The following is a 14,552-nucleotide window of genomic DNA, read 5'->3' on the forward strand; positions in this document are numbered from 1 at the left end:
CGATGACTCTCACCACGGCAAATCTGACGGGCGAGGTCGTGCGTGCGGGTGACGACGGCTACGAAGCGGCGCGGGTCGGCTGGAACCGTGTGTATTCGCACTATCCCGAGGCGATCGTGTTCTGCTGCAGTACCCAGGACGTGGTCAACGCGGTCCGATGGGCACGAACGGAAGGCATTGCCCTGCGGGTGCGCAGCGGACGCCACAGTCTCGAAGGCTGGTCTTCGCTCGACGGGGGCCTGGTCATCGACGTCAGTCGGATGAAGAGCGTCGTCATCGACGACACCGCGCGCACGGCGACGGTCGGGACGGGGCTGACACAGCAGGAGACGGTCGCGGCGCTGGGACAACGCGGATTCGTTGTTCCGACCGGCTCGGAGGGTGGGGTCGGTCTGGGCGGCGTGGTCCTCGGCGGTGGCTTCGGGTTACTGACCCGCAGCTTGGGCATGGCTTGCGACAATCTCCTCGCCGCCGACATCGTGGTGGCCGACGGCTCCCGTTCGGCGACGGTCGTCCAGGCCACCGAGCACGACAACCCGGACCTGCTGTGGGCGTGCCGCGGCGGCGGTGGAGGCAACTTCGGAATTGCGACCTCGTACACGTTGAAGCTGCACGAGCTCTCGACCGTCACTTACCTGGTCGCGAGGTGGACCGGCCATGACCACCTGGGCGAACTGCTGCGCACATGGCAGCGCGAGGCGCCGATCGCCGACGAGCGGCTGACCAGTGCGCTGGAAGTGGATTCCACGGTGGTCGAGCTGTCTGCCCTGCTGCACGGTGGCTCACGGGCAGGGCTCGAGGACGAGCTACGTTCGCTACTCGCGATCGGCACGCCCGACGTCACCGTGACGGAGGGCGCCTGGCCGACCATCTACGGCGACGTCGACAGAGGTCCGGACGACGTTCCGTTCTGGAAGTTTCACTCCCAGTTCGTCAGTCGTCCATTCCCCGACGAGGCAATCGATCTGATCGTCCGCTATATGGGCAATACGCCCAGTCCGCCGAGCAACTTCTTCTGCTCGAGCTTCGGCGGAGCCGTACGGCACGCGCCACCCGGTGGATCGGCGTTCCCGCACCGCGACGCGTTGTTCTACTGCGAGCCGGGCGCGGCCTGGAACGACCCCGCCCTGAACTCCACGGCACTGAGTTGGGCGGCCGACTTCTGGCGCGCACTGCGCCCCTACGGCGACGGCGCCTACGTCAACGTACCCAACGCTGCCGCATCGGACTGGGAGCGTGAGTACTACGGCTCGCACTGCGAGCGGCTACGTCAGGTGAAGACCGCCTACGATCCGGACAACGTCTTCAATTTCGAGCAGAGCGTGCCCGTGTCACCGGCTGGACCGAGGTTGTCGACGGCGAGGTGATTCCCGCATGCTGCTCGACGCAGACGAGCGCCTGCGGTAACCGTGTCCGGTTACCGCAGGCGCTCGGGAACTGCTGGTGTGCTGGGAAATTCGCTCAGCGCGCGAACAGCAATGCGCGCTTGACTTCCTGGATCGCTTTCGTGACCTGGATGCCACGCGGGCATGCGTCGGTGCAGTTGAAGGTGGTCCGGCAGCGCCAGACACCGTCCTTGTCGTTCAGGATGTCGAGGCGCTCCGAGGCGCCCTCGTCACGGCTGTCGAAGATGAAGCGGTGCGCGTTGACGATGGCAGCGGGACCGAAGTAGCTGCCGTCGCTCCAGTACACGGGGCACGACGTCGTACAGCAGGCGCACAGGATGCACTTGGTGGTGTCGTCGAAACGTGCGCGATCGTGCTGCGACTGGATGCGCTCGCGGGTGGGCTCGTTGCCGGTGGTGATGAGGAACGGCTTCACGGCGCGGAATGCGTCGAAGAAGGGTTCCATGTCGACGACGAGGTCCTTCTCCACCGGCAGACCCCTGATGGGCTCGACGGTGATCGTGACCGGCTTGCCGTCCTTGGGCAGCATGTCCTTCATGAGGAGCTTGCAGGCCAGACGGTTCACGCCGTTGATCCGCATCGCGTCCGAGCCGCACACGCCGTGGGCGCAGCTGCGCCGGAACGTGAGGGTGCCGTCGAGGTAGCCCTTCACGTAGAGGAGCAGGTTCAGCATGCGGTCGGTGGGCAGCGCCGGCACCTGGAAGCTGTCCCAGTGCTGACCCTCGCCCGACTCCGGGTTCATCCGCGCGATCTTGAGGGTGACCATGACGGCGCCCTCGGGGATGGCAGGGAGATCCGACTTGTCTTCGCTCTTGTCGACTGCAGGTGCGCTCATCAGTACTTACGCTCCATCGGCTCGTAACGGGTCTGGACTACCGGCTTGTAGTCGAGACGGATGTCGGAGAGCAGGCCGTCGCCCTCCTTGTATGCCATCGTGTGCTTCATGTACTCGGCGTCGTTGCGGTCGGGGAAGTCTTCGCGAGCGTGGCCGCCGCGGGATTCCTTGCGGTTGAGCGCACCGACGACGGTGACCTCTGCCATTTCGAGCAGGAAGCCGAGCTCGACGGCCTCGAGCAGGTCGCTGTTGTAGCGCTTGCCCTTGTCCTGCACCGTGATGTGGTTGTAGCGCTCCTTGAGGGCGCGTACGTCCTTGAGGGCCTGAGTGAGGCGCTCTTCGGTCCGGAACACCGACGCGTTGTTGTCCATGGACTGCTGCAGTTCGCTGCGGATGTCCGCGACACGCTCGTGGCCGTGATCGGAGAGGATGAGTTCCATCCAGTCCTCGACCATCTTCTGCGGGGCGTCGGGGAGCGGCACGAACTCGGTGGTGTTCGCGTGCTCCGCGGCGGCGATGCCGGCGCGGCGTCCGAAGACGTTGATGTCGAGCAGCGAGTTGGTGCCGAGGCGGTTGGCGCCGTGCACGGAGACGCAGGCGCATTCACCGGCGGCGTACAGGCCGGCGACGATGTCCTCGTTGTTGCGCAGGACCTCACCGTTGATCTTGGTGGGGATACCGCCCATGACGTAGTGGCACGTCGGGTACACCGGCACCGGTTCCTTGACCGGGTCGACACCGAGGTAGGTGCGGGAGAACTCCATGATGTCCGGGAGCTTCTCGTCGAGAACTTCCTCGGGAATGTGGGTCACGTCGATGTAGACGTAATCCTTGTTCGGTCCGGCGCCGCGGCCCTCGAGTACCTCGAGCACCATCGAGCGGGCGACGATGTCACGCGGGGCGAGGTCCTTGATGGTGGGGGCGTACCGCTCCATGAAGCGCTCACCGTCCGCATTACGGAGGATGCCACCTTCACCACGCACCGCCTCGGAGATGAGGATGCCGAGCCCGGCCAGGCCTGTGGGATGGAACTGGTGGAACTCCATGTCCTCCAGCGGCAGGCCCTTGCGGAAGATGATGCCCATGCCGTCACCGGTGAGGGTGTGGGCGTTGGACGTCGTCTTGTACATGCGTCCCGAGCCGCCCGTGGCGAACACGATCGACTTCGCGTGGAATACGTGGATCTCGCCGGTTGCCAGCTCGTAGGCGATCACGCCGGTGGCAACCGGGCCGTTCTCCGTCTCGGTGATGGCGATGTCGAGCGCGTAGAACTCGTTGAAGAACTCGACGTCGTGCTTGACGCAGTTCTGGTAGAGCGTCTGCAGGATCATGTGGCCGGTGCGGTCGGCGGCGTAACACGCACGGCGCACGGGGGCCTTACCGTGATCGCGGGTGTGGCCACCGAAACGACGCTGGTCGATCTTGCCCTCGGGAGTGCGGTTGAACGGCAGACCCATCTTCTCGAGGTCGAGCACCGCGTCGATGGCTTCCTTCGCCATGATCTCGACGGCGTCCTGGTCGGCGAGGTAGTCGCCGCCCTTGACGGTGTCGAAGGTGTGCCACTCCCAGTTGTCTTCCTCGACGTTCGCCAGTGCCGCGCACATGCCGCCCTGGGCAGCGCCCGTGTGGCTGCGGGTGGGGTAGAGCTTGGTCAGTACCGCGGTGCGGGCGCGCGGCCCGGCCTCGATCGCTGCGCGCATGCCGGCGCCGCCGGCACCGACGATGACCACGTCATAACGGTGTTCCTGCATGAAGTCTGTGCTCCCCTAGCTCGCCGAGATATTGGGGTCGAAGGTGAAGATGACGTACGTGCCCAGGCCCATGATCAGGATCATCGAGAGAACGAGGATCGTGGTCAGCCAGAAGCGCGTGGAGTCCTTGCGGGAGTAGTCCGCAATGACGGTCCGGAGTCCGTTGCCGCCGTGCAGCTGGGCAAGCCAGAGCATGGTGAGGTCCCAGAACTGCCAGAACGGGCTGGACCAGCGGCCTGCGACGAACGCGAAGTTGATGCGGTGCACACCGTCGTCGAGCATCAGCATGATGAACAGGTGGCCGAGGACGAGGAAGATCAGCGCGAGACCGGAGAACCGCATGAACAGCCAGGCGTACAGCTCGAAGTTGTTCTTCGACGTCCGGCGTGGTGAGCGCGGGTTGTCCAGGCTGGCGGGACGGTCGTAGGTCTTGCCGAGACTCTTGGCTTCTGTCGTCATGTCAGTGCCCCGCAAACATGTTGTAGAAGATGCGGCCGGCGCCCGGGATCATCACCAGGAACCAGATCGCGAGAATGACCCAGAGCATGAGGCGCTGGTATTGCGGCCCCTTGGACCAGAAGTCCACCAGCATCACCCGGACACCGTTCAGTGCGTGGTACAGCACCGCGGCGACGAGCGCGAGTTCCATGAGCCCGACGATCGGGTTCTTGTAGGTCTCGATGACACTGTCGTACGTGTCGGGATTCACGCGCACCAGCGCGGTATCCAGCACGTGGACGAAAAGGAAGAAGAACGTCATTACGCCTGTGATCCGGTGCAAAACCCAGGACCACATTCCGGGGTCGCCCCGGTAAAGCGACCGTGTGCGCTCCTTGGCCGGAGCGGCTTCAGTCGTGCTACTCATCGAGTGCTGTGCCTCCAACGTCATTGGTGGACGCGTCGAGCCTGCGTAGCTTTTCGGGGGTACCTCAGCTGGACCCGACGAGATCCTGAACCGACTTCTCTGAACTGTAAACCCAACAGAATCTCGGGAACTAACTCGACTCCGGATTCGTACAGCCTGCGGAAACGAAGTTAGGTTTGCCTCCCCAAATCGAAATGACGGCTTCGGGGGGATTCTCTGCATCCATTCAGTGGGCATGATTGGATGGTCAACCATGAGCGAGATCGATTGGAATCTGTTGCGCGCCAACGCGCAACGGGTGATGAGTAGGGCCTATGCGCCCTACTCGGGATTTGCCGTGGGTGCGGCTGCACTGGTGGACGATGGGCGAATTGTCGTCGGATGCAATGTGGAAAATGTCTCATACGGGTTAGGGCTCTGCGCCGAGTGTGTACTGGTCGGTAACTTATTTGCGGGCGGGGGAGGCAGGCTTTTGGCCTTCACCTGCTGTGACGCGGCCGGGGAGATACTGATGCCGTGCGGACGTTGTCGTCAGCTACTCCTCGAGCACGGAGGCCCTCGATTGCTCGTCGATCACCGAGCCGGAATCCGGCCGTTGGACCAGTTGCTGCCGGACGCCTTCGGTCCGGACGAGACCGAAAGGATCCGCCGTGCATGATGCTGCCTCGATCATCGCCGCCAAACGAGACGGCCGGGAGCTGACCGGTGCAGAGATCGACTGGGTCGTGGAGGCATTCACCCACGGAGTCGTCGCCGACGAGCAGATGTCGGCGCTGGCGATGGCGATCTACTTCCGTGGCATGACCCGCGAGGAGGTGAGCCGATGGACCACCGCGATGATCTCCTCGGGTCGCCGGCTCGACTTCACGCACCTGGGACGCCCCACGGTGGACAAGCACTCGACAGGGGGAGTGGGCGACAAGATCACCCTGCCGTTGTCGCCGCTCGTCGCCGCGTGCGGGGCCGCGGTACCGCAGCTGTCCGGCCGCGGCCTCGGCCACACCGGGGGGACACTCGACAAGCTGGAGGCGATCCCCGGCTGGCGCGCCGACCTCGACACCTCCGAGATGGCCGAAATCCTGTCCGACCCGGCAATCGGCGCGGTGGTGTGCGCGGCCGGTGCCGACCTCGCCCCCGCCGACCGGCGGCTGTATGCGCTGCGCGACGTGACCGGGACCGTCGAATCGATTCCTCTGATCGCCAGCTCGATCATGAGCAAGAAAATCGCGGAAGGCACCGAAGCGCTGGTGCTCGATGTGAAGGTGGGGTCGGGCGCGTTCATGAAGAAGCTCGACGATGCGCGCGAACTCGCGCAGACGATGGTGGATCTGGGGAACGACGCCGGGGTGCGGACACTGGCGTTGCTCACGGCGATGGACGCACCCCTCGGGCTCACCGCCGGCAACGCCCTCGAGGTGCGGGAGGCGGTGGAGGTGCTGGCGGGCGGCGGCCCCGCCGACGTGGTCGAGCTCACCCTCGAGCTGGCCCGAGAGATGCTGAAAGCAGCCGGAATCGACGGAGTCGACCCCGCGGACAAGCTCCGGGACGGATCCGCCATGGACCGCTGGCGGGCCATGATCGGGGCGCAGGGCGGCGACCCCGACGCCCCGCTTCCGAAGGCCCGCCACACCGAGGTGATTCTCTCGGAGACCGAGGGTGTGGTGTGTGGTCTCGACGCCATGGCGGTCGGTCTCGCTGCGTGGCGGCTGGGCGCGGGTCGAGCGCGCCAAGGTGAGGCGGTGCAGGCGGCGGCAGGCATCGAGATGCACGCGAAACCCGGGCAGACCGTCACGGTCGGCACTCCGCTCGCCACACTGCACACGGACACGCCGGAGCGGTTCAGGGCGGCGAAGGTGTCGCTCGCCAATGCATGGACCATCGTCGCCGACGCGCCGAGTGTGACGGCTCCGCTCGTCATCGAGCGAATCGAGGAGCCCTCAGGCTAACGTCGACGCATGACCGCACTGGATCTGTCGGCTCTGCGCCGAGCGCCGAAGGTGTTGCTGCACGACCATCTCGACGGAGGTCTCCGGCCCGAGACAGTTCTCGAACTGGCCCGCGACTGCGGGTACGACGGATTGCCCGCCGATACCGCGCCGGCACTCGCCACCTGGTTCCGCGAGGCTGCGGACAGCGGGTCGCTCGAGCGTTACCTGGAGACGTTCGCTCATACGGTTGCGGTAATGCAGACACCGACCGGGCTCGAGCGGGTGGCCCGGGAATGCGCGGAGGATCTGGCGGACGACGGCGTGGTGTACGCCGAGGTCCGCTTCGCTCCCGAGCAGCACCTCGAGGAGGGGCTGACGCTCGATCAGGTGGTGGAGCAGGTACTGCTCGGCTTCCGGGCGGGGGAGTCGGCCGCGGAGACGCGCGGTCAGCGAGTGCGCGTGGGAGTCCTGCTCACCGCGATGCGGCACGCGGCGCGAAGCCGGGAAATCGCAGAACTCGCAGTGCGGTTCCGCGACCGCGGTGTGGTCGGTTTCGATATCGCCGGAGCCGAGGCCGGTAACCCGCCGAGCCGTCACCTCGACGCCTTCGAATTCATGCGCAACAACAATGCACACTTCACCATCCACGCCGGCGAGGCATTCGGCCTGCCGTCGATCCACGAGGCCATCGCCTTCTGCGGCACGGACAGGCTGGGGCACGGGGTTCGCATCACCGACGACATCACGATCGGCGACGACGGTGTCCCCGTTCTCGGATCGCTCGCGAACTACGTGCGCGACAAGCGGATTCCGTTGGAGCTGTGTCCGAGTTCGAACGTTCAGACCGGGGCGGTCGATGCCCTCGAGAATCATCCGTTCGGCCTGCTCGCACAGTTGCGGTTCCGGGTGACGGTCAACACCGACAACCGGTTGATGAGCGATACCACGATGAGCCGCGAGATGCTTCGACTGGTCGAAACGTTCGGTTACGGCTGGACGGACCTCGAGCGCTACACGATCAATGCCATGAAGTCGGCGTTCATCCCGTTCGATCAGCGACTCCAGCTGATCGACGAAGTGATCAAGCCGGGATTCGCCGTCCTCGTGGGCTGAGCGTTGTCGTGCCTAGACCGCGCGCAGGCGAGCCTCGAATTCGCGCTCGAGGGTGCGCCATGCGTCGGCCTCGGCGTCGTACGGCGCGCTGGGCGCCAGGCGGGTCGGGTCGGGGTCGAGAATGAACGACACGTACCAGCCGAGCGGGTTGGACGTGGCGAGCGCGGTTTCCACCGAGTCGTCGTCGGCGAAGTCCGCTGCATCGGTGAACAATTCGACCGCGAGGTCGAGTTGGTCCGCGTCCACGGCTTTCGGTCCGGCGGCCAGGTCGTCGGCCAAACCGGGAAGGACGTACACGTTCTCGTCCGTGACCTCCACCTCGAGTGAGCCGTCCACGGCCGCCACCTGGATCTCTTCGTAGGTGCTGACCTGGGCAAGGGCGTGGTCGTGGTTATCGGCAAGGTAACGCGAGAGGGCACGCTCCGAAGTGAACACGAAGATCACGCCTTCGCGACCCAGGAAGAGAGCGTCATCGTCGAGATAGCACCGAAGGGTGAAGTAGGTGCCGCCCGAGGTGATGATCTTGATGGGATCGACGCCCACCGAGCCCCAGAACGAGTCGTCCTCGTCGTCGTCTTCTTCCAGGTCGAGGGGAACGAACTCCTCCTCTTCTTCGGCCTCCGCGGCGTCGTCCACGTCCACGGTGTTCTCGTCGGCGGCCAGTAACTCTGCTTCCGCAACGGCCACCGCATCGGCGTCGACGTCGGGGGTGGACACGATGCCATCGATGGCGTCGAGGACGTCGTCCCAGCCTTTCGCTATGGCCGTTCCGATCTGGCTCCAGAGCTCTTCGCCTTCGCGACCCTCGAATGCACTCACACCTGCGGGGAGCGCGCCGAGGATCGGATTGGCGCTGAAGAATTTGACGACGGCGTCGAGCTCGCAGACTTCGCCGATGTTGCGCACCATGTTGAGCGTGTCTTCGAGTTCGCTGACGACGATGGCGTCGGGGTCGCTCGCAGCGAGTTCCGGCACCCCGATCAGATCGAAACAGAAGTTCTCGTCCGGTTCGAGTTCGGCGGCGGACAGCCCGGATACGACGCTCCACGCAGGATGCTCGACGAGATCGTTGTCGGTATTCGTGCGGATGAACGCAGCCAACTCCGCCACCGATTCGAACCCGTACAGGTCTTCCTCGTGACCCAGGAATGCTTCCCACTCGTCGTCGCCCTCACGCCACCGTGGGGCCCACAGTGTGACGAGGTCGCCGTCGGTGAGACCTAGTTCGATCGGGACGATGTCTCCAGCCATGGCGGGAAGCCTATCGACCCGGCGGCCAAAGATATACCCGGCCCATGGCTAGACCTTCCCGAACTCGTCGTGCAACGTCGTCATGACCTGGCTGCGCTGTTCGGCGGCCAGGCGCGCGGCCTCCTGGGTGGTGCCGGTAATCAGCGTGGCCAGGGCCACGGGGTCGAGGCCGGCGATGGAATCGTTCATCCACAGGCCGGTCAGGGTTCCGTTGCCGTCCACCTCGGCGGTGACGTGATCGGACTCACTCGAGGCGCGGGACTTGATCGACCGCAGTCCCTCGAGTGCTTCCTCGAGGAGAGCGACCTGTTCGGTGGCACGGCCGACGATGGTGTCCATTTCGTGTTCGCTCACAGTGGTCGCATCCAGCTCGTCGGGGCGGGTTCTTCCTCGTCCTCGGCGGCCTGGGCCGCTGCCACGTCGGCGCGGGTGGGCAGACCGAGCTTGTCGAGCACGTCGGCAGGCATTCCGTCACGGGCCAGTTCGTCGCGGCGCCGTGCGCCGGCTTCCATGGCGGAACGACGGCACAGCGTCAGAATCTCGTCGGCGAGGCGCTGGCCGCCGTAGCGCAGTTCTCGTGGATCGATGCGAAGTTCGAGGGGGAGACCGTGCTCGGTGGTGCGCACCGACACGGTGCCCGATCGATTGCTCACTGCTGCCGTGACTCCGGCCGGGGGTGGGGTGGGAGGAAACATGATTCCTGTCATTCGGTAGGTCGATAGAAGCCGTAGAAGCCCATGCCGCTGTTACTGGTTCGGATGGGACCCACCTGCACTGGGTCACCGGCCTCCACGAGTTGGCCGTTGCCGATCACCATTGCCACGTGTCCGTCCCACACGGCCAGATCGCCCGGCATCAAGTCGCCCGGGTCGACCGCGGTACCCACGTTCTGCTCCTGTGCAAGACGCGGAATCCCTACTCCGGCTTCGCCATACGCCCATTGCGTCAGACCGCTGCAGTCGACGCCCTCGCCGGGAGCGGTGCCACCCCAGACATACGGGACACCTTGTTGTGACAGCGCATTGCGGACGGCGTCGGCGGCTTCCTTGTTGGGTGCCAGGGCAGTGCTGCCGTCCGGGAGAACAACCTCGACGCCCTCACCGCTGTGCGTGGCGTCGGAAGTGGCGGCGCCGCGGCCGGTAACTCCGGAATTGCCCATGAGGGAATCCGATCGGCTCCCGCTCGCGCCCCGGCCACCCGAAGAGGCGATGTTCGACACCGGACTCATCAATCCGGACATCGACGGCGCGCTCGACGAACTCGCGAATCCGGACGCCGCGCGACTCATCGGGTCGGCGCCCGCGGGGGACACCGGCGTTGCGGACGCGGGCACGGTGCTCGCGGCGGACGTGCTCGCGGGCGCGGTTGCGGCGGGCGCGGTCGGTGTGTCCTCGGCAGGGGTGAGCTCCACCATTCGCGCGGTCTGCTCACTCAGTTGGGTCCGTACCGCGGCGACGACGGTGGTCGCTCTCCCGAGATGGTCGATCGCGGCAGCGATGATCATGGCTTGTCCCGGAGGGGTGGCGAGCGCCGGTCCGGCCGCGATCGCGAGGGAGAGGAACGACTGCAGGATCTCCTGCAATTGCGCCATTCCTGCCCGCACGATCTCGGACGCCTCGGCCACGACGGCAGCCATGTCGTTGCCGCGATCGGCGACGGCGACCGTGGATCGTTGCGCCTCTTCGGTCTTCACGATCGCGCCCGTACCGCCTCGGCCTTCCCAGTCTCCGTAGACGGCGCTGATCCCGGTTCGCCCGGTGTCGTGCACGGCGTCGATGGCGACCGAGGATGTACGGAGAGCGTCAGCCGGACCGCCCGCGGGGAGGACACCGCTGCCGAAGGCGCCGAGGAGATCGAGCATTGGGCGGGCGAGCAGATCGATGGGGATCATGGTCAGGCCCCCAGCCCGACAGCATCGGCGGCGAGCGCAGCCGTCGTGGCCATGTCGGTGCTGTCGTAGTTGGCGGCGTTGGCCAGCGCGGTCGTGCTGATCCCGCCGAGAACACCCGCTAGCTTCTCGATCGACGCCAGGTGCGCGGCGTGCGCCGTGGCGAAGGCGGCGACGAAGTCTGCGCCGATCACGCCGAACACCGGTCCCAGCAGCAGCGGGCCCGCCGCTGCAGCGGCCAGCCCGGCCGCCTGCATCTCCACCCCCATGGTCGCGGCCGTGGCCGCGAACGTGGCGATACTCGCGGTATCCGCCCTCAAGTCGTTCATCGTCAATCCCCCCAGTCGGATTTGATACCGGTCACCTTATTGGACGCCGTCGACATCGATACGGTTCCACCCCCCATTGACACCCGAGACGTGCTGCACGGGTAATCCGAATACCCATGTCGACGGACCCGTGTGGCCCGGCGAAGTCGATCCCGAGGGAATCCCCGCCCGATCCCCTTATTCTTCGAGCATGAACACGCACGTGGTCGACCATCCGCTCGCAGCGGTCCTCCTGACAACCATGCGCGACGCGCGCAGCGACAATGCCATCTTCCGCGGCGCGTTGAGAAGGCTCACGCACATGTTGGTGTACGAGGCGATGCGTGAGGCTCCCGTCGCAACGTTCGACGTGGTAACTCCGGTCGCGGTCGCGGACGGGGTGCGGCTCGCACAGCCACCTCTCCTGGTTCCCGTGCTGCGTGCCGGACTGGGCATGGTCGAGCAGGCCAGTTCCTTGATCCCACAGGCCCGGGTCGGTTTCGTGGGGATGGCCCGCGACGAGGAGACGCACCGGCCGGTTCCGTACCTGGAGTCGCTGCCGGAGGACCTCTCCGGGATGCCGGTCTTCGTTCTCGACCCCATGCTGGCGACGGGTGGGTCGATGATTTACACCATCGATCTACTTGTTGCCCGTGGGGCCACCGACGTCACCGCAGTCTGTGTCGTGGCGGCGCCCGAAGGTGTTGCGGCGCTGCAAGAGTCGGGACATCCGGTCAGGCTCGTCACCGCTGCCGTCGACGAGGGGCTGAACGAGGACGCCTTCATCGTGCCGGGCCTGGGGGATGCCGGTGACCGTCAGTTCGGCCCCCGCTGACTCAGAGAGCGTGGGCGAAGTCGCGTAGAACGGTCAGCCGCTCGCGTGCCGTGGCGCGGGCAGCGCCGAGCCCCTCCCGGTCCGGTGCCCCGACCACGACCTCCAGGTAGCACTTGAGCTTCGGTTCCGTTCCGGAGGGCCGGACCACCACCCGGACGGAGGAACCGGTGAGGACGACGGCGTCGGTGCGGGATGGGCCGCGCAGCTCCGCCAGGTCGGTTGCCCGCACCGGCTCGCCGGCCAACTCCGTCGGCATGTTCGCCCGCAGGCGCTGCATCATGGCCCCGATCTCGCTGATGTCTGCGACTCGACGGGACACCTGGTCGCCGGCGTGCAGACCGAATTCGAGCGCGTAATCGTCCAGGCGGTCCAGCAGGGTCGAGCCCTCGCTGCGCAGGGTAGCGGCGAGGTCGGCGGCGACGACGGCGGCGGAGATTCCGTCCTTGTCGCGCACCACCTCCGGGTCGACGCAATGGCCGATCGCTTCCTCGTAGGCGTACACGAGCCCGTGTCCTGCGCGGACGAGCCATTTGAAACCAGTGAGCGTCCGCGCACTTCGCGCACCGCGCGCCGACGCCAGCTTCTCGAGCAGGTCCGAGGACACGATCGTCGTGGCGACGAGCGGGTCGGGCGGTGCGCACGCGAGGACGTGGTCGGCGAGCAGGACCCCGGTCTCGTCGCCACGCAACATGCGCCAGCCGTCCGGTCCCGGCACACCCACGGCGAGACGATCCGCATCGGGATCGAGGGCGAGTGCGAGGTCGGCGTCGACCCGGTCGGCGAGCGCGAGTAGCTCGTCCGACGCTCCGGGTTCCTCCGGATTCGGGAACTCGACAGTCGGGAAGTCGGGGTCAGGGTGGAATTGGGAAGCGACGGTGTGGATATCGGTGAACCCGGCAGCCACTAGGGCCGCCACCGCCGTCTCGCCGCCGACGCCGTGCATCGCGGTGAGTGCGATGCGCACCGTGCGCGACGTTCCCCTCGGAAGGGAGGCGACCCGCGCAAGATACGACTGCACGAGTTCGTCGGACGCCGGGATCACCGGGCTGCGCGGGACGAGGTGTGCCGGCCCCACCGCGGCAATGGCGGCCTCGATCTCCCGGTCCGAGGGCGAGATCAACTGTGCGCCGCCGTCGAGGTACACCTTGTAGCCGTTGTCGGATGCCGGGTTGTGCGACGCGGTGATCTGCACTCCGGCCGCCGCGCGGAGCCGGCGTACCGCGAACGCGACGATCGGCGTGGGGAGCGGACGCGGCAGCAAGACAACGGAGAAACCGGCACCGGCCAGTACCTCCGCCGCGGCCAGGGCGAACTTCTCGGACCCGTGCCGCGCATCACGGCCGACCACGACGGTGGAACCGCCCAGGCACCGGTCCTTCAACCAGGCGCTGAGGCCGGCAGTGGTGCGGACCACCACCGCGACGTTCATGCCGTTGGGCCCCGCCCGGACCGGCCCGCGCAGGCCGGCGGTGCCGAAGCTCAGCGGCGCGGAGAAGCGGTCAGCGAGTTCGTCGGCGGACAGCGAGGCCAGTTCGGCGCGCGACTGTGGGTCGGGGTCGTCGGCGATCCACCGGGTGACGACGTCGCTCACAGGCGCTCCACCAGTTTGCGCAGAAGCCCTCCCATGCGGTCAGCGGACGCGCGGCCCGCGGCGAGCACGTCTTCGTGATCGAGGTGTTTACCGGTAATCCCGGCAGCAAGATTGGTGACCAGTGAGATTCCGAGGACCCGGGCACCGAGGGCACGCGCCGCGATCGTCTCGTGCACGGTGGACATACCGACCAAATCGGCGCCGAGCGTGCGCAGCATCCGAATTTCGGCCGGGGTCTCGTAATGCGGTCCGGGCAGTCCGGCGTAGACCCCTTCGGCAAGGCTCGGGTCGATGTCGCGGGCGAGCGCCCGCAGTTCGGGGTCGTAGGCGTCGACGAGATCGACGAACTCCGCGCCGACGAGGGGCGAACGTCCGGTGAGATTGAGGTGGTCGCTGACGAGGACGGGCTGCCCGACCGCGTACTCGCTCCGGATTCCGCCGGCGGCGTTGGTGAGGATGACGGTGCGCGCACCCGCGGCGACGGCAGTCCGCACGGGATGCACGACGGAGTCCAGCGGATGACCTTCGTAGGCGTGCGTACGTCCGAGGAGGAGAAGTACCCGCCGCCCGCCCACGTCGACGGATCGGATCGTCCCTGCGTGCCCGAGCGCCGACGGCGGCGTGAAGCCTGGTAGTTCGGCCATCGGCACGGTGGCGAACGGTTCCCCGAACCGGTCGGCGGCGGCGTTCCACCCCGATCCGAGGACGACGGCGATCGGGTGTTCGGCACAGTCGGTGTACTCGGCGAGCGCGGCAGCCGCGGCGTCTGGCGTTCCCATGA

General features: G+C 66.6%; 16 protein-coding genes. 5 read left to right on the top strand and 11 right to left on the bottom strand.

Going from position 1 to position 14,552, the window contains the following annotated elements; genetic code table 11:
- Positions 1 to 2 precede the first annotated feature (2 nt).
- Positions 3 to 1,367, top strand: a complete 1,365-nt coding sequence (locus GFS60_RS26285) for an FAD-binding oxidoreductase (RefSeq protein WP_159925759.1) — start codon at positions 3 to 5, stop codon at positions 1,365 to 1,367.
- A 94-nt stretch (positions 1,368 to 1,461) separates the two neighbouring features.
- Here GFS60_RS26285 and GFS60_RS26290 read toward each other — a convergent pair whose 3' ends face one another.
- Genes GFS60_RS26290 through sdhC form a run of 4 tightly spaced genes read right to left on the bottom strand, consistent with a single transcriptional unit; the run spans position 1,462 to position 4,857 of the window.
- On the bottom strand, positions 1,462 to 2,241 hold the full coding sequence (locus tag GFS60_RS26290; protein ID WP_109331418.1) for a succinate dehydrogenase iron-sulfur subunit: 780 nt from the start codon (positions 2,239 to 2,241) through the stop codon (positions 1,462 to 1,464).
- Complete coding sequence (gene sdhA / locus GFS60_RS26295) at positions 2,241 to 3,992, bottom strand: succinate dehydrogenase flavoprotein subunit (protein WP_159925761.1); 1,752 nt, start codon at positions 3,990 to 3,992, stop codon at positions 2,241 to 2,243. Before sdhA ends, GFS60_RS26290 begins: the two co-directional genes overlap by 1 nt.
- 15 nt (positions 3,993 to 4,007) lie before the next feature.
- Positions 4,008 to 4,451: a succinate dehydrogenase hydrophobic membrane anchor subunit gene (locus GFS60_RS26300; RefSeq protein ID WP_005239887.1), complete on the bottom strand. Its 444-nt coding sequence runs from the start codon at positions 4,449 to 4,451 to the stop codon at positions 4,008 to 4,010.
- Between the two features lies 1 nt (position 4,452).
- Entirely contained in the window at positions 4,453 to 4,857 is a 405-nt protein-coding gene (gene sdhC / locus GFS60_RS26305; protein WP_109335215.1) for a succinate dehydrogenase, cytochrome b556 subunit, read from the bottom strand.
- 253 nt (positions 4,858 to 5,110) lie between these two features.
- On the opposite strand from sdhC, the gene GFS60_RS26310 reads away from it, so the two are divergent.
- From GFS60_RS26310 to GFS60_RS26320, 3 genes are read left to right on the top strand one after another with little or no spacing between them, the layout of a single operon-like run.
- A complete protein-coding gene (locus GFS60_RS26310; protein ID WP_159925763.1) occupies positions 5,111 to 5,515 on the top strand; it encodes a cytidine deaminase in 405 nt (134 codons plus the stop codon).
- Positions 5,508 to 6,803: a thymidine phosphorylase gene (locus GFS60_RS26315; protein WP_159925765.1), complete on the top strand. Its 1,296-nt coding sequence runs from the start codon at positions 5,508 to 5,510 to the stop codon at positions 6,801 to 6,803. Before GFS60_RS26310 ends, GFS60_RS26315 begins: the two co-directional genes overlap by 8 nt.
- A gap of 9 nt (positions 6,804 to 6,812) precedes the next feature.
- Positions 6,813 to 7,898 (top strand): adenosine deaminase, encoded by a 1,086-nt coding sequence (locus tag GFS60_RS26320; RefSeq protein WP_159925767.1) that lies wholly within the window; start codon positions 6,813 to 6,815, stop codon positions 7,896 to 7,898.
- Between the two features lie 12 nt (positions 7,899 to 7,910).
- Here GFS60_RS26320 and GFS60_RS26325 read toward each other — a convergent pair whose 3' ends face one another.
- From GFS60_RS26325 to GFS60_RS26345, 5 genes are read right to left on the bottom strand one after another with little or no spacing between them, the layout of a single operon-like run.
- Positions 7,911 to 9,149, bottom strand: a complete 1,239-nt coding sequence (locus GFS60_RS26325; protein ID WP_159925769.1) for a primosomal protein — start codon at positions 9,147 to 9,149, stop codon at positions 7,911 to 7,913.
- Positions 9,150 to 9,197: 48 nt separating this feature from the next.
- Positions 9,198 to 9,503: a YbaB/EbfC family nucleoid-associated protein gene (locus tag GFS60_RS26330; RefSeq protein ID WP_159925771.1), complete on the bottom strand. Its 306-nt coding sequence runs from the start codon at positions 9,501 to 9,503 to the stop codon at positions 9,198 to 9,200.
- Positions 9,500 to 9,844, bottom strand: coding sequence for a hypothetical protein (locus tag GFS60_RS26335; RefSeq protein WP_109335214.1), 345 nt, complete (start codon positions 9,842 to 9,844; stop codon positions 9,500 to 9,502). Before GFS60_RS26335 ends, GFS60_RS26330 begins: the two co-directional genes overlap by 4 nt.
- Positions 9,845 to 9,852: 8 nt before the next feature.
- Positions 9,853 to 11,040: a C40 family peptidase gene (locus GFS60_RS26340; RefSeq protein WP_159925773.1), complete on the bottom strand. Its 1,188-nt coding sequence runs from the start codon at positions 11,038 to 11,040 to the stop codon at positions 9,853 to 9,855.
- A 2-nt stretch (positions 11,041 to 11,042) separates the two neighbouring features.
- Positions 11,043 to 11,366 (bottom strand): type VII secretion target, encoded by a 324-nt coding sequence (locus GFS60_RS26345; RefSeq protein ID WP_159925775.1) that lies wholly within the window; start codon positions 11,364 to 11,366, stop codon positions 11,043 to 11,045.
- Between the two features lie 190 nt (positions 11,367 to 11,556).
- Between GFS60_RS26345 and upp the strand changes: the two genes are divergently transcribed.
- Entirely contained in the window at positions 11,557 to 12,180 is a 624-nt protein-coding gene (gene upp, locus GFS60_RS26350) for a uracil phosphoribosyltransferase (protein WP_159925777.1), read from the top strand.
- A 1-nt stretch (position 12,181) separates the two neighbouring features.
- Here upp and GFS60_RS26355 read toward each other — a convergent pair whose 3' ends face one another.
- Positions 12,182 to 13,771: a phospho-sugar mutase gene (locus tag GFS60_RS26355; protein WP_159925779.1), complete on the bottom strand. Its 1,590-nt coding sequence runs from the start codon at positions 13,769 to 13,771 to the stop codon at positions 12,182 to 12,184.
- Positions 13,768 to 14,550, bottom strand: a complete 783-nt coding sequence (locus GFS60_RS26360; protein WP_159925781.1) for a purine-nucleoside phosphorylase — start codon at positions 14,548 to 14,550, stop codon at positions 13,768 to 13,770. Before GFS60_RS26360 ends, GFS60_RS26355 begins: the two co-directional genes overlap by 4 nt.
- Positions 14,551 to 14,552 lie beyond the last annotated feature (2 nt).

The organism is Rhodococcus sp. WAY2, from assembly GCF_009859915.1.
Lineage (GTDB): Bacteria > Actinomycetota > Actinomycetes > Mycobacteriales > Mycobacteriaceae > Rhodococcus_F > Rhodococcus_F oxybenzonivorans.

Excerpts from the sequence above, each read along its gene's own strand:
- GFS60_RS26285 (WP_159925759.1), top strand. The coding sequence starts at position 3 with ATGACTCTCACCACGGCAAATCTGACGGGCGAGGTCGTGCGTGCGGGT.
- GFS60_RS26300 (WP_005239887.1), bottom strand. The coding sequence starts at position 4,451 with ATGACGACAGAAGCCAAGAGTCTCGGCAAGACCTACGACCGTCCCGCC.
- GFS60_RS26325 (WP_159925769.1), bottom strand. The coding sequence starts at position 9,149 with ATGGCTGGAGACATCGTCCCGATCGAACTAGGTCTCACCGACGGCGAC.
- GFS60_RS26340 (WP_159925773.1), bottom strand. The coding sequence starts at position 11,040 with ATGATCCCCATCGATCTGCTCGCCCGCCCAATGCTCGATCTCCTCGGC.
- GFS60_RS26320 (WP_159925767.1), top strand. The coding sequence starts at position 6,813 with ATGACCGCACTGGATCTGTCGGCTCTGCGCCGAGCGCCGAAGGTGTTG.
- GFS60_RS26335 (WP_109335214.1), bottom strand. The coding sequence starts at position 9,844 with ATGTTTCCTCCCACCCCACCCCCGGCCGGAGTCACGGCAGCAGTGAGC.
- GFS60_RS26290 (WP_109331418.1), bottom strand. The coding sequence starts at position 2,241 with ATGAGCGCACCTGCAGTCGACAAGAGCGAAGACAAGTCGGATCTCCCT.
- sdhC (WP_109335215.1), bottom strand. The coding sequence starts at position 4,857 with ATGAGTAGCACGACTGAAGCCGCTCCGGCCAAGGAGCGCACACGGTCG.
- sdhA (WP_159925761.1), bottom strand. The coding sequence starts at position 3,992 with ATGCAGGAACACCGTTATGACGTGGTCATCGTCGGTGCCGGCGGCGCC.
- GFS60_RS26310 (WP_159925763.1), top strand. The coding sequence starts at position 5,111 with ATGAGCGAGATCGATTGGAATCTGTTGCGCGCCAACGCGCAACGGGTG.
- upp (WP_159925777.1), top strand. The coding sequence starts at position 11,557 with ATGAACACGCACGTGGTCGACCATCCGCTCGCAGCGGTCCTCCTGACA.
- GFS60_RS26360 (WP_159925781.1), bottom strand. The coding sequence starts at position 14,550 with ATGGGAACGCCAGACGCCGCGGCTGCCGCGCTCGCCGAGTACACCGAC.
- GFS60_RS26345 (WP_159925775.1), bottom strand. The coding sequence starts at position 11,366 with ATGAACGACTTGAGGGCGGATACCGCGAGTATCGCCACGTTCGCGGCC.